The organism is Citrobacter europaeus, assembly GCF_037482245.1.
Taxonomy (GTDB): domain Bacteria; phylum Pseudomonadota; class Gammaproteobacteria; order Enterobacterales; family Enterobacteriaceae; genus Citrobacter; species Citrobacter europaeus.
The window spans coordinates 1,760,798-1,780,857 of record NZ_CP148084.1; the positions used below are offsets into that span (position 1 = coordinate 1,760,798).

General features: G+C 53.2%; 21 protein-coding genes. 9 read left to right on the forward strand and 12 right to left on the reverse strand.

The annotated features are described in order from the left end of the window. Window positions 1-26: 26 nt before the first annotated feature. The 8 genes from preA to WHR59_RS08060 form a co-directional block, all read right to left on the reverse strand. Window positions 27-1,262, reverse strand: a complete 1,236-nt coding sequence (gene preA, locus WHR59_RS08025) for an NAD-dependent dihydropyrimidine dehydrogenase subunit PreA (RefSeq protein WP_075145910.1) — start codon at window positions 1,260-1,262, stop codon at window positions 27-29. Next, on the reverse strand, window positions 1,256-2,497 hold the full coding sequence (locus WHR59_RS08030) for an NAD(P)-dependent oxidoreductase (protein ID WP_043016956.1): 1,242 nt from the start codon (window positions 2,495-2,497) through the stop codon (window positions 1,256-1,258). The genes preA and WHR59_RS08030 overlap by 7 nt, the downstream gene beginning before the upstream one ends. A gap of 233 nt (window positions 2,498-2,730) precedes the next feature. Continuing rightward, entirely contained in the window at window positions 2,731-2,970 is a 240-nt protein-coding gene (locus tag WHR59_RS08035) for a DUF2542 family protein (protein ID WP_047409976.1), read from the reverse strand. Between the two features lie 2 nt (window positions 2,971-2,972). Continuing rightward, window positions 2,973-3,692 carry an outer membrane permeability protein SanA gene (sanA, locus tag WHR59_RS08040; RefSeq protein WP_043016954.1) on the reverse strand — a complete coding sequence of 240 codons (720 nt, stop codon included), beginning with the start codon at window positions 3,690-3,692 and terminating at the stop codon, window positions 2,973-2,975. 169 nt (window positions 3,693-3,861) lie between these two features. Further along, on the reverse strand, window positions 3,862-4,746 hold the full coding sequence (cdd, locus tag WHR59_RS08045) for a cytidine deaminase (RefSeq protein ID WP_043016953.1): 885 nt from the start codon (window positions 4,744-4,746) through the stop codon (window positions 3,862-3,864). Between the two features lie 148 nt (window positions 4,747-4,894). After that, the gene (locus tag WHR59_RS08050; protein WP_043016952.1) at window positions 4,895-5,590 is read right to left on the reverse strand and encodes a CidB/LrgB family autolysis modulator; all 696 of its coding nucleotides are present in this window, start codon (window positions 5,588-5,590) and stop codon (window positions 4,895-4,897) included. Next, window positions 5,587-5,985, reverse strand: a complete 399-nt coding sequence (locus WHR59_RS08055; protein WP_043016951.1) for a CidA/LrgA family protein — start codon at window positions 5,983-5,985, stop codon at window positions 5,587-5,589. Before WHR59_RS08055 ends, WHR59_RS08050 begins: the two co-directional genes overlap by 4 nt. A gap of 131 nt (window positions 5,986-6,116) precedes the next feature. Next, window positions 6,117-7,025, reverse strand: coding sequence for a LysR substrate-binding domain-containing protein (locus WHR59_RS08060; protein WP_043016950.1), 909 nt, complete (start codon window positions 7,023-7,025; stop codon window positions 6,117-6,119). A gap of 126 nt (window positions 7,026-7,151) precedes the next feature. Between WHR59_RS08060 and WHR59_RS08065 the strand changes: the two genes are divergently transcribed. The 6 genes from WHR59_RS08065 to dusC all read left to right on the forward strand — a co-directional run bounded on the left by WHR59_RS08065 (window position 7,152) and on the right by dusC (window position 13,143). Next, entirely contained in the window at window positions 7,152-8,510 is a 1,359-nt protein-coding gene (locus tag WHR59_RS08065; protein WP_338843794.1) for a 3-hydroxybenzoate transporter MhbT, read from the forward strand. Between the two features lie 11 nt (window positions 8,511-8,521). After that, window positions 8,522-9,559: a gentisate 1,2-dioxygenase gene (gene gtdA / locus WHR59_RS08070; protein WP_100194593.1), complete on the forward strand. Its 1,038-nt coding sequence runs from the start codon at window positions 8,522-8,524 to the stop codon at window positions 9,557-9,559. A gap of 15 nt (window positions 9,560-9,574) precedes the next feature. Further along, window positions 9,575-10,276, forward strand: a complete 702-nt coding sequence (locus WHR59_RS08075; RefSeq protein ID WP_100194592.1) for a fumarylacetoacetate hydrolase family protein — start codon at window positions 9,575-9,577, stop codon at window positions 10,274-10,276. An 8-nt stretch (window positions 10,277-10,284) separates the two neighbouring features. Beyond that, the gene (maiA, locus tag WHR59_RS08080) at window positions 10,285-10,929 is read left to right on the forward strand and encodes a maleylacetoacetate isomerase (RefSeq protein WP_043016946.1); all 645 of its coding nucleotides are present in this window, start codon (window positions 10,285-10,287) and stop codon (window positions 10,927-10,929) included. 14 nt (window positions 10,930-10,943) lie between these two features. Beyond that, complete coding sequence (locus WHR59_RS08085; RefSeq protein WP_100194591.1) at window positions 10,944-12,137, forward strand: 3-hydroxybenzoate 6-monooxygenase; 1,194 nt, start codon at window positions 10,944-10,946, stop codon at window positions 12,135-12,137. A 61-nt stretch (window positions 12,138-12,198) separates the two neighbouring features. Beyond that, window positions 12,199-13,143 (forward strand): tRNA dihydrouridine(16) synthase DusC, encoded by a 945-nt coding sequence (gene dusC / locus WHR59_RS08090; protein WP_043016944.1) that lies wholly within the window; start codon window positions 12,199-12,201, stop codon window positions 13,141-13,143. A 103-nt stretch (window positions 13,144-13,246) separates the two neighbouring features. Here the strand turns inward: dusC and yohP are convergent, their stop codons facing one another. Together yohP and WHR59_RS08100 are read right to left on the reverse strand one after the other, a co-directional pair. Further along, the gene (gene yohP / locus WHR59_RS08095) at window positions 13,247-13,330 is read right to left on the reverse strand and encodes a small membrane protein YohP (protein WP_015572324.1); all 84 of its coding nucleotides are present in this window, start codon (window positions 13,328-13,330) and stop codon (window positions 13,247-13,249) included. Between the two features lie 71 nt (window positions 13,331-13,401). Beyond that, complete coding sequence (locus WHR59_RS08100) at window positions 13,402-14,136, reverse strand: class I SAM-dependent methyltransferase (RefSeq protein ID WP_080624924.1); 735 nt, start codon at window positions 14,134-14,136, stop codon at window positions 13,402-13,404. A gap of 169 nt (window positions 14,137-14,305) precedes the next feature. On the opposite strand from WHR59_RS08100, the gene mdtQ reads away from it, so the two are divergent. After that, complete coding sequence (mdtQ, locus tag WHR59_RS08105; protein ID WP_100194590.1) at window positions 14,306-15,745, forward strand: multidrug resistance outer membrane protein MdtQ; 1,440 nt, start codon at window positions 14,306-14,308, stop codon at window positions 15,743-15,745. Window positions 15,746-15,762: 17 nt separating this feature from the next. On the opposite strand, the gene WHR59_RS08110 is transcribed toward mdtQ, so the two are convergent. Continuing rightward, window positions 15,763-16,350, reverse strand: a complete 588-nt coding sequence (locus tag WHR59_RS08110) for a DedA family protein (RefSeq protein ID WP_043016941.1) — start codon at window positions 16,348-16,350, stop codon at window positions 15,763-15,765. A 161-nt stretch (window positions 16,351-16,511) separates the two neighbouring features. Here WHR59_RS08110 and WHR59_RS08115 point away from each other — a divergent pair, with 161 nt between their 5' ends. Beyond that, window positions 16,512-17,099, forward strand: coding sequence for a Yip1 family protein (locus WHR59_RS08115; RefSeq protein ID WP_043016940.1), 588 nt, complete (start codon window positions 16,512-16,514; stop codon window positions 17,097-17,099). A 180-nt stretch (window positions 17,100-17,279) separates the two neighbouring features. After that, on the forward strand, window positions 17,280-18,227 hold the full coding sequence (gene pbpG, locus WHR59_RS08120) for a D-alanyl-D-alanine endopeptidase (RefSeq protein ID WP_047410000.1): 948 nt from the start codon (window positions 17,280-17,282) through the stop codon (window positions 18,225-18,227). Window positions 18,228-18,329: 102 nt separating this feature from the next. Here pbpG and dld read toward each other — a convergent pair whose 3' ends face one another. Beyond that, complete coding sequence (dld, locus tag WHR59_RS08125) at window positions 18,330-20,039, reverse strand: D-lactate dehydrogenase (protein WP_043016938.1); 1,710 nt, start codon at window positions 20,037-20,039, stop codon at window positions 18,330-18,332. Between the last annotated feature and the right edge of the window lie 21 nt (window positions 20,040-20,060).

The following is a 20,060-nucleotide window of genomic DNA, read 5'->3' on the forward strand; positions in this document are numbered from 1 at the left end:
TCTGTACCGGGCTTTTCTTATCAGCGTTACAGCGTTAACGCATGTTCTTTCTCTCCGGTTTTAAATTTCACCTCGCCCAGATCAATACAGGCAACCGGGCAAACGTGACCGCACAACAAGCATCCCACACATTTTTCCGTGTCGCAGTGCGGCGTGCGGGTTTCCTCATTCCATTCCATCGCCTGATGCCCACCGTCATAGCAGGAGATGTAGCAGCGCCCACAGCCAACGCATTTATCAAGATGGATGTTCGGATAGACGATGTAGCTACGATCAAGTTCCTCAGCGGGGATGATATTGGCATTGGCCAGACCCACCATCTCCTCCAGTGACTCAAACCCTTGATCGGCGAGGTAATGTGACAATCCGCTGCTCATATCCTCCACAATCCGATATCCATATTGCATGATCGCGGTGGTCACCTGCAGCGTGGCCGCGCCTAACAGTAAAAACTCAGCGGCATCCTCCCAGGTTTCAATTCCCCCGATGCCGCTAATTGGGAAATCGCGCAGTTCAGGGTGCATGCGCAGTTGTTGGATAAAACGCAGGGCGATAGGTTTAACGGCCTTGCCGGAGTAGCCGGAAATACTGGATTTACCATTGACGACCGGCATCCCGATCTTCCGCTTCAGGTCGATATTGGTGATGGATTTAACCGTATTGATGGTCGCGATACCGTCGGCACCTCCGCGTTTTGCCGCCAGCGCCACCTCGCACATATCACCAATATTTGGCGTCATTTTAGCCAGCATTGGCAGGGTAGAGCCGCGTTTAACCGCCCGACAGTATTTTTCAACCAGCTCAGGGCTTTGCCCCACATCGCTGCCCATGGCATGTGAGGTCATTTGCGGGCACGAGAAGTTACACTCGATCATATCTGCACCCGCTTCTTCAACCAGACGGGCCAGTTCCTGCCATTGCTGCTCATTTTCTCCCATGATCGACGCAATCAGGACCTTGTCAGGGTAGTCCTGTTTCAGTCGGCGGATCGCGGCCAGATTCTCCTCCAGCGGATGCTCGGCAATTTGCTCCATGTTTTTGAAGCCAATGAAGCCAGTATCTTCTTTGGTGAGATGGTCGAAACGTGGGGAGACTTCATTCGCAATAAAGAAACCGATCGTTTTAAAAACAATACCGCCCCAGCCGCTATCATAGGCTTTGGCGCACATTTCATAACAGTTGCCTACCGGCGAGGAAGAGAGGCAGAATGGGTTGGGGAATTTGACGCCGCAAAAAGTAATAGAAAGATCTTTCGTTAACATGAGCAAGCTCCCTCTAAATAGTGATGAATGGCCTGAGCGGCTTCCTTACCGGTTTTCACGGCGTAAACCACCGTTTTATCGCCTTCAACAATATCGCCCGCAGCAAACAGGACCGGATCGGCGGTTTGGTAGTTTTGCGTATCAATAAGATTACGCTGCGGCTTTAACGCGGCGAAATTAGCAAGCTGAGCATGTTGGCCGACGGCGAGAATAATGTGTTCGGCTTCAAGCGTGAGTTCGCCCGGCAGGCGTACGTGCTTAAAGGTGACGCGATTTCCGCTAACCGCTACCGGCGTGAAACCGTCAATAATCGATACCCCTAATGCCTGAGTGCTGCTGAATTCTTTGTCGCTGGCCGGGAAGTCGGCCAGTTCTTCACGCGCGACGCAGGTGACTGATGGGCAACCCAGCAGCTTCAATGTACTGGCGACATCCATCGCCACGTCGCCGCCACCGATGATTAATGCACTTTGCGCGACGGTAATATCACCGCTGGCTTGCCGGGCCCGTTGCAGAAAATCGACGGCAATTTCGACGTTTTCCGCATGGTCAAACATGGGTAATGTGGAACCGTAAGACATGCCTACGGTAACCAGTACGGCGCGATATTCTGCTTTGAGTTGCTCAACGGAAAGGGCATTGCCGACTTCACAATTGCACTTGATAGTCACGCCCATTTCAACGATACGGGCAATTTCATGATCCAAAACCGAGTGCGGCAGACGAAACTCTGGAATGCCATGGCGCAACCAGCCGCCTGGCTGGGCCTGTTTTTCGAAGATGGTGACGTCATAACCCAGATTGCTCAGCGTTACGCTGGCCTGTAACCCTGCCGGCCCCGCACCGATGACGGCGACCTTACCCAACGTTTTTGTTGCGGGCTGATATATTTTCATTGCAGTCTGCTGTTCAAAATCGGTAATAAAACGCTGCAGACGCGCAATATCAATAGGCTTATCAATTCCTGAGCGCGTGCATCCGCGCTGGCATAATTTTTCTGTCGGGCAAACCCGGGCGCACACCGCACCGAGCGCATTATTTTCGCGGATAGTTTCGGCGGCGCCTTTAAAATTACGAAAATAAATGGAGCGAATAAATTTCCCCGGGTCGGTTTGCGCCGGGCAATCCTGACTACAGGGAGCATCGTGACATAATAAACAGCGGGAAGCCTCTTTTATTGCTAATAATGGAGTAAAACCAGGCGTGAGCTCATCCAGATAATTTTGTAGTGGCATATTTTCTTCCTTAATGCTTGAGTAAATTAAGGCAAACCGTTAATAACAAAATATAAAAAGTGAAAGGCTATTCTTAAGGCTAAGCACTGCAGGAAGAGTATTCTGTGAAAGAATTCACAAATAGAAGATAGTTTGAGGGAAATGCTGGGGGACAGCATTAATCCCTTATATTGAAATGGTAACTATTATCAAAATATTAGCTATTCTCAAATGCTAATATAAAGGCAATATCCTTAACGATAAAAAACTAAGTAAATAACCATACCGAAGGATAAACATCCGCATCCGGCATAAACCAGTACATAAGACCAAAATTGCAGGGGCTCTTCATGGCGATAAGCGTAGACCGGTTCGCGCGCATTCTTCTTAATTTTATCTACGGCCCCGGAGCGCCAGCCTTTCCAGGCTTCGCGAAAACAAAATACGGGAATGAGCAGAAAGGCCAACACGACGAAAAGGGTTTGTACATCCATGCTTATTTTCCTTGTTTCTTTTGTAATTCGAGCAGTTGTTCAGGCGTAACCGCCGGATATCCCTGTGCGTCGTCCGGTACCTGATGCATGGTAGGGATAGGCACCAGTGGGCCTAAAAAGCGGGGTTCACGTTTAAAAATGTAGAGATCGGCAAGTGCGCCAAAACGGGCGCCAAATTCACGTACCCGCACGGTGAGCATATCCTTTGGCGAAGGTACGGCGTAGCACTGAGCCTGGATACCCATATGCAGCGCAATAAACAAGGCACGCTCGCAGTGGAAGCGCTGGGTAATAATGATGAAATCGTTGGTATCGAACACTTTGCGGGTACGCACGATGGAGTCAAGCGTCCGGAACCCGGCGTAATCAAGCACGATGTCTGCTGGATCGACGCCTGCGGCAATAAGATCCTTACGCATCGTCATGGGTTCGTTATAGTTTTGCTGCGCGTTGTCGCCGCTTAACAGCAGATAGTTTACCTTCCCGCTGTTATAGGCGTTCAATGCGCCCTGAATGCGGTAGCGATAATACTGATTGATGACGCCGGTGCGGTAATACTTCGCCGTGCCCAGAACCACACCAACCTGGCGGTAGGGTAAATCCTGCAATTCGTCGTAGATGTAGGGGGCTGTCTTCCAGCTCATCCACCGGTCGAGTCCAAGCACAGTCAAAAGCAGCAAGCCTACCAGGACTAACAGGCTGTAAAACACGCGCTTTAACATGCAGAAAACTCGTTATTTGGATGGAATTTCAATCAGGCTACTGTACCGGAAGACGTAGCGCAAGAAACAGCAATCTGATTGAGGGGATTTTCAGCAAAACGGTCATATTGAATGGTCGTCTTGCAGGCCGGACGGCGATATTGGCCGATCCGCCCTGCAGTACGAATTTTTACGCTAACAAAACGCGCTCAATATTATCGCAGCCTAACGCTTTCAGGGTGGCGGAGGTCGCATCCCACTGAATCAACGGCGCATCGGCTTTTTCAGCCAGCACGGCGCGTTGGATGTCCGGGTAGTCATAACCGTTCAAATTCAACAGGTTTAACGCGCCCTGCAGCGGCGGCAGGGTCGGATTGAAGGCGGCGTTCTCAGCATAGCTGCCGCTAAAAATTCGACCATCTTTGCATTCCAGCGCAACGCCGCTTGGGGATTTGCTGTACGGCATATGGCATCTGTTGGCAGCGGTAATTGCCGCCTGGGTCAACGCATCGCCCTGCAGCGCGAAGCCGTGATCCTGATCGTCCATCAGCAGCGTTTTGATCTCCAGATCTTTCGGTCCGAAGGCATCTGGCAGGTAATCGCGCAGCACGTGCGGCGCACGCCCCGGCAGATGAATGCGTAAGTCCAGTCCGCTGTTCAGTTCGTTCATAAACTGGCGACAGTGTCCGCACGGCGTGTAGTTGACGGTGATGGCGGCGAGCCCTTTTTCACCGCGCAACCAGGCGTGGCTGATGGCGCTTTGCTCGGCATGAACGGTTTGCTGCATGGTCGCGCCCAGGAACTCCATGTTCCCACCGAAGTACCAGTTACCGCTGATGCCGCGAGAAATTGCCCCAACGTTGAAATTGGACAGCGGGGTACGCGCGCAGGCCGCAGCCAGCGGCAGCAGAGCGAATGCCAGCGCGTCTTCGTCCAGTCCCGATTCGCGTTTCAGCAAAGAGACCTGCTCAGCAGTCAGCATGGCGGGGAAATGCACATCCGCCAGAACAGGCGCCAGGGCTGATTGCAAGTTATCCGCGAGTTGGGCAAAAGCAGTTTGAAAACGTGGATGCATGGCGATGCCTCATAACAATGTAATGGAATCGTAGTTTACGGGCCTGTTACGGCTTTATATGTGATCCAAATCTCATTGCGTGTGCAACTTATGAAACTTAAATGAAAAATGTGCAACGCATCGCAAATAAATTACCAAAAAATGAAGGTTAACCGACCACCGCCAGAATAATCGGGAACAGGAATGGGGCGACTAACGAGGTGATAATCCCGCAAATAACCAGCGCCAGAGAGCCAAACGCGCCTTCCTGGTAGTCCAGCTCCGCACAGCGAGCGGTGCCGAGGGCATGCGAAGCAGTGCCCATTGCCAGCCCACGTGCGGCTTTGGTGCGAATACGCATCGCATTAAGCAACGTATGTCCAAACACAGCTCCGAGGATACCGACAAAAATGACGCAAACGGCGCTGATAGCCGGAATACCGCCAATACTGCCTCCCACCGCCATAGCGATAGGCGTAGTGACCGATTTCGGCATGATAGACGCGGCAATTTGCGGCGATGCGCCCATTAACAGGGCGACTGTTGTACCCGTAACCATCGCCACGATGCTTCCCACAAAACAGATAGCGATGATTGATTTCCAGCGGGCGCGGATCTGGTGCAACTGTTCATATAACGGATAGGCCAGCGCGACCACGGCAGGTTGCAACAAATCGTTCAGCACCTCACTGCCTTTGAAATAATGATCGTAGGGAATACCGGTCAGCAGCAGAATGGGAATAATCACCACCATGGCGACCAGCAGCGGGTTCAATAGCGGCATTTTAAATCGTGCAGCCAGCTTACGTGCGCCGAAAAATACCGCCAGCGTCAGAGGTAACGACCACCATATATACGACATCATTCTTTAGACCCTTTTTGCCCAACGATTTTGCGCTCACCGTGCACAATGTGCGAACTCCAGCTCACCACCAGGAAAACGACCAGCGTACTGATGGTGCAGGACACCACCACCGGACCAAATTGTGCGCGGAGCAGATCAAAGTACTGCATGATCCCAACGCCAATTGGGACAAACAGCAGGGCCATATAACGAATCAGCACGTAGCAGCCAGGGTTAACCCATTTTGCTGGTAACACCTGCAAAGCCAGTAAAACAAACAGAATCAGCATGCCGATAATGCTGCCCGGAATGGTGATAGGAAGTAGTGACGCAAGAAAAATACCTGCATAGAGGCAGGCATAAATCAGGACGAATGCGCGCAAATATTGCCAGATAGTGTTCAGTGCTTTGCTCATAGTTGAAACCCTTGACGAGACTGATTCATCATACAATTAAACTTCAAAACGTGCTACCGATCACATCATGAATTCTAAGCATAGAGGAAATAGATATCTGGAACATCGGGCTATGGCCCTAACTATCCACGCTAAACCTGTGCCAGGTAATACAGAAAACGATTCAAAGCGGTAGTGGGCGTTTCATTGTTGCGCCAGAATACGCCTACGCTGCCTTTTTGTTCAATTTTCGGCAGATTCAGAATAGCCAACTGTCCCTGGGCGGCATAACGCTGCGCCAGGCGTAGAGAAAGAATAGAGATCATATCGCTACTTTGCAGCAGGTTGGTGCTGACGTTGATCGACGCCGATTCAATGATGTTTTCCGGCAGCATGACGCCGTTATCTACTAGCGCGTTATCAATGCTTATCCGGATGGGCGTTCCCGTCGGCCAGACAATCCAGCGCCAGTTAGCCAGATCGTGCCAGGTGAGTAGGGGATATTTTGCCAGCGGATGGTCGGGACGCGCGACGAAGCAGACCGGCTCGGTATACAGCACCTGATAATTGAGCGGCAACTGAAGCGCCCGGCCGCCGACGCGACCGACGACGACATCCACCGAACCCGCAAGCAGATCGTGCAGCAGCGGGGTCATCACCTTTTCTTCAATATTAAGATGCAGGGTGGGCAGTTCTGTGAGTAAACCCAGTATCGCCTGTGAAACGCAGTCGGTCGCCACCGGCGAGCAACCAATCTTCAGGCTCCCTACCAGGCCGCCTTGCTTAAAACGGGCGATTTCATACTGCGAACGTTCCATATCATTGATCAGGCGTTGGGCATGCTGAAGTAGCAGTTTACCGCCTTCGGAAGGACGCAAGCCTTTGCTGTGACGTTCAAAGAGCGTGATGCCAATCTCATCTTCGAGCTGTGATAACCATTTTGACAACGCTGGCTGGGTGATATTCATCATCCGGGCAACGTGAGTCAAATTCCCCTGTTCGCCCAGCGCGATAAGCGTTTGCAGGTGGTGCAACTTCAGTTTCTGCGCCCAGTTAGCCATTTGCTATAACCTCCAGGTTATGCCTCTGCATGAAAAGCCATTGTACATTTCATCTCCAAACATACAAAGTCGCAACATACCTAAAACAAAACAGACATCTACTCTACCTGCACTGAGGCATTCACTATGACTCACCAACGTGATCTACAAGCACTGATCGATTCCGCCCCCGTCGGCAAGACCCAGTGGCGCGTTATCATCTGTTGTTTTCTGGTCGTCATGCTCGATGGTTTTGATACCGCGGCGATTGGTTTTATCGCACCCGACATTCGCACTCATTGGCAACTGACTGCCGGCGATTTGGCGCCGCTGTTTGGCGCGGGCCTGCTGGGTCTGACCGCTGGCGCACTGCTCTGCGGTCCGCTGTCCGATCGTTTTGGTCGCAAACGCGTGATAGAACTCTGCGTGGCGCTGTTCGGCGCATTGAGCCTTTTATCGGCTTTTTCTCCCGACCTACAAACGCTGGTCATTTTGCGCTTCCTTACCGGATTAGGTCTGGGCGGCGCGATGCCAAATACCATCACCATGACGTCAGAATACCTGCCAGCGCGTCGGCGCGGCGCGCTGGTTACCATGATGTTCTGTGGATTTACCCTGGGGTCGGCGATGGGCGGGATTGTCAGCGCGCAGCTGGTGCCGGTCATTGGCTGGCACGGCATCCTGGTGCTGGGAGGCGTTCTACCGCTGATGCTGTTTGTGGCCCTGTTGTTTGCCTTACCGGAATCCCCACGCTGGCAGGTTCGTCGTCAGTTGCCGCAAAACGTGATTGCCAGAACCGTTAGCGCCATCACCCGGGAACGTTATGACAATACCCAATTTTATCTCAACGAGGGCACCGTGATTGCTAAAGGCAGCATTCGCCAGCTGTTCGTCGGGCGACAGCTACCCATTACCCTGATGTTATGGGTGGTGTTCTTTATGAGCTTGCTGATTATTTATCTGCTCTCCAGTTGGATGCCGACGCTGTTAAACCATCGCGGAATAGATCTGCAGCATGCCTCATGGGTGACCGCCGCCTTCCAGATTGGCGGTACGCTCGGCGCGCTGGCGCTGGGAGTGCTGATGGATAAATACAACCCTTTCCGCGTGCTGGCTGTGAGCTATGCGCTGGGTGCGGTGTGTATTGTCATGATTGGCCTGAGCGAAAACGGCTTGTGGCTGATGGCGCTGGCCATTTTTGGCACCGGCATTGGTATCAGTGGTTCTCAGGTGGGCCTCAATGCGTTAACCGCCACGCTTTATCCGACGCAGAGTCGGGCGACGGGCGTCAGCTGGTCTAATGCGATTGGCCGCTGCGGCGCGATTGCCGGCTCGCTATCCGGCGGCGTGATGATGGCGATGAATTTCTCATTCGATAACCTGTTTTTCATTATCGCCGTTCCGGCGGCCATCAGCGCGGTGATGCTAGCCCTGCTGACGGTTGTTATCCGCCAGTCGGCCTCTGCCTCAAATACTCTGCCACGTGCAAGTGTTGTGAATGAATAAGGAGAATCCCTATGTCTGAACTGAATCAGGATGTTAAGAACAGCCGTCAGCAGTTTTACCAGCATATTTCCGGGCAGAATCTGACCCCGTTGTGGGAGTCGCTGCATCGTCTGGTGCCGTCAACGCCGAACGCGAATTGCGCGCCTGCGTACTGGAACTATCAGGAGATCCGTCCGCTACTGCTGGAAAGCGGCGATCTGATTGGCGCGAAAGAGGCGATTCGCCGCGTGCTGGTGCTGGAAAACCCAATGCTACGCGGACAGTCTTCAATCACCCCGACGCTGTACGCGGGATTGCAGTTAATCATGCCGGGCGAGGTTGCGCCGAGTCACCGCCATAATCAGTCTGCGCTGCGCTTTATTGTCGAAGGGAAAGGGGCATTTACCGCCGTGGATGGCGAGCGTACCCAGATGCATGAAGGCGATTTTATTCTGACGCCGCAGTGGCGCTGGCACGATCACGGCAACCCAGGCAGCGAACCGGTGGTGTGGCTGGACGGTCTGGATCTGCCGCTGGTGAATCTTCTGGGCTGCGGCTTTGCAGAAGACTACCCGGAAGATCAACAGCCGGTCACGCGCAAAGAAGGGGATTATATACCGCGCTATGCGGCCAATATGCTGCCGCTGCGTCATCAGAAGGGTAACTCATCGCCCATTTTCAACTATCGCTACGATCGCAGCCGTGAAGCGCTACATGACCTGACCCGCATGGGCGACGCCGATGAGTGGGACGGTTACAAGATGCGTTACGTGAACCCGGTAACCGGTGGTTATCCCATGCCTTCAATGGGGACCTTCCTGCAACTGTTGCCGAAGGGCTTTGCCTCTCGTATGGCGCGTACCACCGACAGCACTATCTACCACGTGGTGGAAGGAAGCGGGCAGGTCACCATCGGCAACGAAACCTTCAATTTTTCACCAAAAGATATCTTCGTGGTGCCAACCTGGCACGGCGTGTCGTTCAAGACCCACGAAGATACCGTTTTATTTAGTTTTTCGGACAGACCGGTTCAGGAAGCGCTGGGGTTGTTCCGTGAAGCACGTTATTAATTTGGGAGAGAGAAAATGACGCAATACGTATTCGAACCACAAGCGCCTGTTACCGTTCCGGTGGTTGGCAGTGATGAACAATTTCCCGTACGCCGCGTGTACTGCGTGGGCCGCAACTATGCCGCTCATGCGCGTGAAATGGGCTTTGATCCGGATCGCGAACCGCCGTTCTTCTTCTGTAAACCTGCCGATGCGGTGGTTCCGGTGGCGGCCGGTCAAACCCTCGAATTGCCGTACCCTTCGCAGACCGATAACTATCACTATGAGATAGAGCTGGTGGTGGCGATTGGTAAAAAGGGCAGCGATATACCACTGGAAAAAGCGCACGAATATATCTGGGGCTATGCCACCGGTCTGGATATGACCCGCCGCGACAGGCAGATGGAGATGCGCCAGATGGGGCGTCCGTGGGAAATCGGCAAAGCGTTCGATCTCTCTGCCCCCATCGCGCCGCTGCATAAAGCCTGCGAAAGCGCGGATGTTAACCATGCGCCTATCTGGCTGCAGGTCAACGGCGACGATCATCAGCGGAGCGATATTCGCCACCTCATCTGGTCCGTTAATGAAACCATTAGCTATCTGTCCGGCTTTTTCGAACTGCAGCCGGGGGATTTGATCTACACCGGTACTCCAGAAGGCGTGGGGGCGGTGGTGAAAGGGGATGTGATCACCGGAAACGTAGACGGTTTAACCCCCATCGCCGTGAAGATTGTCTGAGGTGGATGATGAAGCTGTACAGTTTCTTTAATAGCTCCGCGTCATATCGTGTACGCATTGCGCTGGCGCTGAAGGGGCTCGATTACCAGACGGTGGGCGTCAACATTCGCATCGGTCAGCAGAACGAGTTGGCCTACCGGCGGATGAATCCTGTGGGGCTGGTGCCTACGCTGGTTACCGACGACGGAGAATCACTCGGGCAGTCGCTGGCGATAACCGACTGGCTGGACGGCCACTTTCCGCAGTCGCCGCTGCTGCCTGCCGATTTCCCGGCGCGTAGTAAGGTGCTGGAAATCGTCTATGCCATCGCCTGTGATATCCATCCCGTGAATAACATGCGGGTATTGCGCTACCTGAGCGAAGAATTAAAGGTCAGTGAAGAAGATAAAAAACGCTGGTATGCGCACTGGATCCAGCAAGGGTTAAGCGCGGTGGAACAGATGCTGCGCCAGAGTCATTCGGGGACGTTCTGCGTGGGTGATGCGCCGACGCTGGCGGATTGCTGTCTGATCCCACAGTGGGCGAACGCGTTACGTATGGGCTGCGATCTGAGCGGATATCCGCGTTGTAAGGCGGTATATGATGCCTGTATCCAGCTTCCGGCTTTTATCGCCGCCGCGCCCGAGAATCAACAAGACAAAATTCCAGCCTGATAAGGAGAACGACAATGGCTAAAGTGACACGCGCAATTATCGTGGGTGGTGGGATTGGCGGCGCGGCGACTGCGCTATCGCTGGCCCGTCAGGGCATTAAAGTGATGTTGCTGGAGAAAGCGCACGAGATTGGTGAAATTGGCGCAGGTATTCAGCTTGGACCGAACGCGTTCTCTGCTCTGGACAGTCTTGGCGTGGGTGACGTCGCCCGTCAGCGCGCCGTTTTTACCGATCACATCACCATGATGGATGCGGTAAACGCGAAAGAGGTGGTACATATTGAAACCGGGCAGGCGTTTCGCGATCACTTCGGCGGCCCTTATGCGGTTATCCATCGGGTTGATATTCATGCTTCTGTCTGGGAAGCGGCGCTGGTTCACCCCAACGTTGAGTATCGCACTTCAACGAACGTGGTTGATATTCGCCAGACCGAGAATGACGTGACGGTATTTGATGAGCACGGCAACAGCTGGACGGCGGATATTTTGGTGGGCTGTGACGGTGTGAAATCGGTCGTTCGCCAGTCTCTGATTGGCGATGCGCCACGCGTGACCGGGCATGTGGTCTACCGGGCGGTGATTGATTGCGATGATATGCCGGAAGATTTGCGCATTAACGCGCCAGTGCTGTGGGCCGGACCGCACTGCCACCTGGTTCACTATCCGCTGCGCGGCGGCAAGCAGTACAATCTGGTGGTGACCTTCCACAGTCGTCAGCAGGAAGAGTGGGGAGTGAAGGATGGCAGTAAAGAGGAAGTTCTCTCCTATTTCGCCGGAATTCACGCGCGACCGCGCCAGATGCTGGATAAACCCACGTCCTGGCGGCGTTGGTCCACTGCCGACCGCGAACCGGTAGAAAAATGGGGCACCGATCGTATTACGCTGGTGGGTGATGCCGCACATCCGGTGGCGCAATATATGGCGCAGGGAGCCTGTATGGCGCTGGAAGATGCCGTCACGCTTGGTAGGGCGTTACAGCAGTGTGACGGCGATGCGGCTGATGCCTTTGCCCTGTATGAGTCGGTGCGTATTCCGCGTACCGCCAGGATTGTCTGGTCGACGCGCGAAATGGGCCGTGTTTATCACGCTGCGGGAGTCGAACGTCAGGTGCGTAATCTGCTGTGGAAAGGGAAATCACAGGCTGAATTTTATCGTGGTATGGAATGGCTGTATGGCTGGAAAGAAGATAACTGCCTGTTGCCGCGCTGAGCCTCTTTAATCTCCCTAACGGAGGCGCTACCATAGCGCCTCTTTTTTTGCGGGTGACGATATGCGTGTTTTACTGGCGCCGATGGAAGGCGTGCTCGACTCACTGGTGCGCGAGCTGCTGACAGAAGTGAATGATTACGACCTGTGCATCACCGAGTTTGTGCGCGTGGTGGATCAGCTCTTGCCGGCAAAAGTATTTCATCGGCTCTGCCCGGAACTGCATAACGACAGTCGGACGCCATCCGGCACGCGGGTGCGCATACAGCTACTGGGGCAGTATCCGCAGTGGCTGGCGGAGAACGCCGCGCGCGCGGTTGAACTGGGATCGTACGGCGTCGATCTGAACTGCGGCTGTCCGTCGAAGCTGGTCAACGGCAGCGGCGGCGGTGCTACGTTATTGAAAGATCCTGAGCTTATCTACCGGGGCGCAAAAGCCATGCGCGAAGCGGTTCCGGCTCATCTCCCGGTGACGGTGAAAGTGCGTCTGGGCTGGGATAACAGCGACCGGCAGTTTGAAATTGCCGATGCCGTCCAGCAGGCTGGCGCCAGCGAACTGGCCGTGCATGGCCGAACCAAGGAGCAGGGCTATAAGGCCGAACATATCAACTGGCAGGCGATCGGTGAGATCCGCCAGCGGCTTTCCATTCCGGTTATCGCGAATGGCGAAATCTGGGACTGGCAAAGCGCCCAGGATTGCATGGCCATCAGCGGATGCGATGCGGTGATGATTGGACGTGGCGCATTAAATATTCCGAACCTGAGTCGCGTGGTGAAGTACAACGAGCCGCGTATGCCGTGGCCTGATGTGGTGAGGTTGTTGCAAAAATATACCCGTCTTGAAAAGCAGGGGGACACCGGGCTGTACCACGTGGCGCGGATTAAACAATGGCTGGGGTATTTGCGAAAAGAATATTCAGAGGCAACTGCACTGTTTCAGGAGATTCGTGCGTTAAACAATTCGCCGGATATCGCTCGGGCGATTCAGGCCATCGAGATTACCGCCTGACGTCAGTTCCGGTAGGCCGGATAAGGCGTTTACGCCGCCATCCGGCATCAGAGAGAATAATCGCCTGACATTTCTGCTATCAGGCCTGGGCGAAATGACAACATCAGAAAATCATCTTAAACACGCCCGTTACCACCAACAGTCCAATCAGAAAAATAATCAGAATTACCCACAGCAGAATTTTCATTAATTTTCCCTTTTTTTGGTAAGTTCAGATTGAGTATAGGAAAGTATCAATCATTCTGCCTGGGGGTACTGTTATGCTGGTTTACGTGCGCTGAGCAGAAACACCATTGGCCGCTCTTTTTCTTCATCCAGCGCCGGGTTTTCAGCAATCTGTTGCGCAGACGGTCCCCATTCATCGACACAGACGATGTCGAATCCGGCCCCAATCAACGCATTAATCCAGGTCGCCAGTTTACGGTGCTGTTTTTTGACGCCTTCAGCAAACCAGTTACTGATGCGTTCGCCTTCCTGCTGATAATGATTGACCGGCCAGGACTGTTGCCCGGTTTTATCTTTTATCCAGCCCTGGTTAAGCGGTGCGGTATAAATTGGATGCTCGGCAGAAAAAACTAACATGCCGCCAGGTGTTAATGATTGGTAAATCGTTACCAATAATCGTTCTATATCGTGCAAATAGTGCAGGGCAAGCGAGCTATAAACCAGATCAAAGGAATTTGGCGACAGGGTAAGCATTTCGAGATCTTCACGCTGATAAACGATGCCATTACCCTGAGTCATACTGTGCGCCTGGGTTAACATCTTTTGTGAAATATCCAGTCCCACTACGCTGGCAGCCTGATTATCGCGTGCGTAGCGGCAAAACCAGCCATATCCACAGCCCAAATCGAGAATGTTTTTTCCCTGCAGAGAGGGGAGCATAGCTTGTATTGTCGGCCATTCTGGCGCGCCATCGAGTCCTTTCACCGAACGATCCAGCGTGGCGTATCCTGCAAAGAACTCAGGGTCGTCATAGATATTCTGTGACATAACGTCTCCATATATTAATTATTAAAATTATTTAATCTATATTATTTGTCTGATGTATATTTTTCCGATTATATAATTTTATTGCCAAAGATGTATTGCCACGCGTAACTAAAAAAGCAGGAACGACAAGTCGTAATCTCTGCACATCTTTTCTTACCTGTATATCTCCATGAATCGTAATTCCGTTTTAGTCCCGGCGGCATTGTTGCCGCTTTTTATTCTGATGTCAGGCTGCGCGCCAATGCATGATGACCGCCAGTCTCTGTCGCAGCAGGCTCCTGCTGCGAATGTCGATACCACATTGCCCGCAGCGTTAAAAAATGGCTGGCCGGACAGCCAGTGGTGGAAGGCATACCATGACCCCCAGCTTAATGCGTTGATTGACAGCACGTTGCGAAATTCTCCTGATATGCAGGTAGCGGAACAGCGCATTCAACTGGCGGAGGCACAGGCTAAGGCGGTGGAGGCGCAGGATGGCCCGGAGATCGACTTCTCCGCGGACGTTGAGCGTCAGAGAATGTCAGCCGAAGGGCTGATGGGACCGTTTGCCATTACCGATCCGGCCGCCGGGACGACAGGGCCGTGGTACACCAACGGCACCTTTGGTTTAACCGCAGGCTGGAATCTGGATCTGTGGGGTAAGAATCGGGCTGAAGTGACGGCGCGTATAGGGGCCGTTAAGGCGCGTGAAGCCGAGCGTGAGCAAACCCGACAGCTGCTGGCGAGCGGCGTGTCTCGACTGTACTGGGAATGGCAAACGCAGGCCGCGCTGAAAACCGTGCTGACGCAAATCGAAACTGAGCAGCAAAACGTGATTACCGTCGATCGTCAGCTGTATCAAAACGGTCTTACTTCTTCAGTGGAAGGCGTTGAAACCGACATCGATTCCAGCAAGACAGAGCAGCAGTTAAACGACGTCAGCGGTAAAATGAAGGTCATCGAGGCGCGACTGAGCGCGCTGACCAATGCCCAGTCCACTGCCCTGAAGCTCCATACGACCAAACTGCCTGCGGTCGAAAGTCAGCTCCCGTCCCAGTTAGGTTACTCGCTACTGGCCCGCCGACCGGATTTACAGGCGGCGCACTGGTACATCGAATCATCGCTGAGCAGCATTGATGCGGCGAAAGCGGCGTTTTATCCCGATGTGAATCTGATGGCGTTTTTACAACAGGATGCGTTACATCTGAGCGACCTGTTCCGCCATTCCGCACAGCAAATGGGTGTCACAGCCGGACTCACGCTGCCTGTCTTCGACAGCGGCAGACTAAATGCGAATCTCGACATAACCAAAGCCCAAAGCAACCTGACGGTGGCGAATTACAATAAAGCCGTGGTAGATGCAGTGAATGACGTGGCGCGAGCAGCTTCGCAGGTGGAAACACTGGCGCAGAAAAATCAGCATCAGCAGCAGATTGAGCATGATGCCCAGCGCGTCGTGGGTCTGGCGCAGGCGCGCTTTAATGCCGGTATTATTGCTGGCTCCCGGGTCAGCGAGGCAAAGATCCCGGCTTTACGCGAGCAGTGCAACGGTCTGCTTTTACAAGGCCAGTGGCTGGATGCCTCAATCCAGTTGACCAGCGCGCTGGGTGGTGGTTATCACGCGTCCTGACTGTTCGGCCCGCGGTGTTAAGCTGTCGGGCCATTTTCATTGCGCTTACGTGCGCTTCGCCGTTTCATCCACCAGCGGACGCCCGCGACTATCCCGATAACCAGCACCAGCCAGATGCCATGCTTGATATGCTGGTCAAGGCTGTGCAGCCACGGCGCAATCACTTCGCCACCGACATAGCCGAGAGTGGTAAATAGCGATGCCCAGACAAATGCGCCAAGAATATTCAACGGTAAAAAAATCTTCGGCGGCAGGTGACTGGCGCCAATCAGCAAAGGACCAATAACGCGAAAGCCATACATAAAGCGCGTACCGACCACAAACAGGTATGGACGTCGCTGGATCATCTTTTGTGCATAATCAATTTTTGCCTGATGGCGCGAGAAACGCTGCAAAATTTTGCCGCCAAAACGGCGTCCGAGTAAATAGAGCAACTGATCGCCAATCATCCCACCCAGTGCGACCGAGAGTACCACCAGCGGAAATTTCAGAACGCCCTGATGTGCCGCCACGCCGCCTAACAGGGTAATGGTTTCGCCTTCCGCCAGGCTGCCGATGATTAACGCAGCATAGCCGTATTGCGCAACATAATGATTTATATCCATACGATTGTATGACCTCCACTACTAATAGCATACACCCTATGAATATTTGATGCCGGAAAAGCACAACCTGGCGCTTCGGTATTTTCCTGTGTACATAAAATAATCAAAAGCTGAATTATACTTGAAGTGTTGAGGTCCGGAGCTGACAAGAAGGGGGCGGTATGAACCATGTCTGGGGGCTGTTTTCCCATCCCGATCGTGAAATGCACGTGATCAACAGCGAAAACGAAAGTGTTTCGCATCACTACACCCACCATGTACTGCTGATGGCGGCAATCCCGGTTATTTGCGCGTTTATCGGCACCACGCAAATCGGCTGGAATTTTGGCGATGGCAATATCCTGAAATTATCCCTGTTAACCGGATTGGCGATGGCGATTCTGTTTTACGGGGTGATGCTGGCAGGCGTCGCCGTCATGGGCCGGGTTATCTGGTGGATGGCGCGAAATTACCCGCAGCGTCCGTCGCTGGCGCATTGTATGGTGTTTGCCGGATATGTCGCGACGCCGCTGTTTTTAAGCGGGCTCGTCGCACTTTATCCGCTGGTCTGGCTGTGCGCATTGGTGGGGACCATCGCGCTGTTTTACACCGGCTATTTACTTTACCTCGGTATACCGACGTTCCTGAATATCACTCGTGAGGAAGGGTTAAGTTTTTCCAGTTCGACGCTGGCGATCGGTGTGCTGGTACTGGAAGTTTTGCTGGCTATTACGGTAATCCTGTGGGGTTACGGCTATCGGTTATTCTGACGGATAAACCTGTCTGCGCTGCGTTGTTGACGTAAAAGTCAGCAACGCAGCATTTCGAGACGATTCTCCTGTGGCGGCAAACCTGCCGGATCGCTATGATGCCTGAGCTAGCTTGAGATAATACTTAGTCTCAGGCGGTGTGCGTTGTGACGTGCGTGAACCATTATCAGAAATCTCATCATGCTGAAATTCCGAGTTTCATTATTAAGCCTTGCCCTGGTGCTGGCCGTTCCTTTTGCACCCCAAGCCGTGGCTAAAACGGCAACTACCGCAGCGGCTTCTCAACCTGAGATAGCATCCGGTAGCGCGATGATTGTTGATCTGAATACCAACAAAGTTATCTATTCGAACCATCCGGACCTTGTGCGTCCGATTGCGTCGATTACCAAATTAATGACGGCGATGGTGGTGCTTGATGCGCGACTGCCGCTGAATGAAAAGCTAAAAGTTGATATTAGCCAGACGCCGGAAATGAAAGGCATTTACTCTCGCGTTCGACTTAACAGCGAAATTAGCCGTAAAGACATGCTGTTGCTGGCGCTGATGTCATCAGAAAACCGCGCGGCGGCGAGCCTGGCGCATCATTACCCGGGCGGATATAACGCGTTTATCAAAGCCATGAATGCCAAAGCGAAATCGCTCGGTATGACTCAGACACGCTTTGTGGAACCCACCGGCTTATCGATTCATAACGTTTCGACGGCCCGGGACTTAACCAAACTGCTGATTGCCAGCAAACAGTATCCGCTGATTGGCCAGCTAAGTACGACGCGCGAAGATATGGCGACGTTTGCCAATCCGGCGTATACGCTGCCGTTTCGTAACACCAACCATTTGGTATACCGCGATAACTGGAATATTCAGTTAACGAAAACCGGGTTTACCAATGCGGCGGGTCACTGTCTGGTGATGCGCACGGTGATTAATAACAAACCGGTGGCGCTGGTGGTGATGGATGCATTTGGTAAATATACCCACTTTGCCGATGCCAGCCGTTTACGTACCTGGATTGAAACGGGCAAGGTGATGCCGGTTCCGGCGGCGGCGCTGAGCTATAAAAAGCAAAAAGCCGCGCAGATGGCGGCGGCAGGTTCGGCGACGGGCGAGCAAACCGCACAGAACGATTAAACAAGACGTCTTATCCGGCCTGCACAAAACTAATGTGGCTGTAGGCCGGGCAAGCGAAGCGCCCCCGGCAACATGCCCGGTGGCGCTTATCTTTTTTTTGCTTTACGACTCTTTCCAGAACTTCTGCTTACTCGTTTTCCCAATACCCGGATTCATACTGTTGGTGGGATCGTTCTCACGGTAAAAACGGGTCAAGGTTTCCGGCGCCTGATACAGATGCCCGACGTTGTGCTCTGCCGGATACTGCGCCCCACGCTCGCGCAGGAGTTCCAGCATTTGCTCTTTCAGCGCATGCGCGTCCACGCCTTTTTTCACAATGTAATCCTGATGGAAGACGTAGCACATAAAGTGACCGTAATAGAGTTTGTGCACCAGTTGGCTGTCGATCTCTGGAGGCAGATGCTCGTACCATTCGGTATCGTTACGGCGTAGCGCGATATCCAGCGCCAGAATATCTTCCACTTCATCGGCATGCACGGCCTGATAACGTATAGCCGCGCCAGCCGCCGCAAAGCGGTGTAAAAACGCCTTGCTGCCTTCTTCCGCGGTACAGGCAAAGAAATCGCCTTCAGCGGTTTTGAAATATTCGCTAAGCCAGTTTTGCGCTTCAGCCACGCCGCCGCCGGCCATTTTTAACAGCAGGTGATGTTCGTACTTATCGCGCCAGCTTTTCATGCGCGCCGGTAAGTGGCTGGGGAACAAATGACCAAATTTCTGCATTGCGCGATCGGTGAAGTGCGGACGGAAAATTTTCACTTTTTCCAGCATCGCATCGGTGCGACCTTTCAGGGTGAAGAAGAACGGCATTTTGTCGGTGCCGAGCTTGTCGATCATCAGAAACGTATCTTTGCCGTATTGCTCAGCAATGTCGTAAATATCGCGGTGCATGTATTCACCGGCGACCGGCAGATGCTCAAATTTTGCCAGAATATGCCGGCGGATCTCTGTCAATACCTCTGGCTGGTTGGTGCCGATATAAAAGACCTGCTGGTTTTTTTCGGCTTCGAAGGTGTCCAGGCGCACGGCGAAAACCGCGAGCTTGCCGGCACAACCGGATGATTCAAACAATCTATCCGGGTCGGCGTTATAGCGTGCAGGCGTGTCCGCCTCGATATCTCTGACGCGGGTAACGTAGTCGTGATCGTGCGCATGACGCCCGTCATGGCGGACATCGTCATCTTTAATCCGCTCGTCATCAAGTTTGCTCAGGATCTGCTCCGGGGTCTGGCCCAGCTCGATACCCAGATGGTTAACCAGCTGTAATTTGCCCTGTTCGTCAATACGCGCAAACAGCGACATCTCCGTGTATGCCGGACCGCGCTGTACCAGCGAGCCGCCGGAGTTGTTGCAAATGCCGCCGATAACCGAAGCGCCGATGCAAGACGAACCGATCACTGAATGCGGCTCACGGCCAAACGGTTTGAGCGCTTTTTCCAGCGAATAAAGCGTGGTTCCAGGGTAAGCCAAAACCTGTTCGCCTTTGCCAATGACGTGCAGCTTATCAAGACGCAGAGTGCTGATAATGACAATCTCGCGGTCATAATCATTACCGCTCGGCGTAGAGCCTTCGGTCAGACCGGTGTTTGCGGCCTGCATCAGGATGATTTTATCTGCGGCGACGCAGGCGCTCAAAACGCGCCACAGTTCTAAAAGCGAGCCCGGGAACACGACGGCAAGCGCATCGCCCTGGCCGGAGCGGAAGCCCTTGCGATAGCGGGCGGTTTTAGCAGGGTCTGTGAGCAGGTGTGAATGACCCACCAGACGGGTCAGTTCATTCAGAAAAGCTTTATTATCTGTTGTAATGGAAGACATTCTCCACTCCTTGTGGTGGGA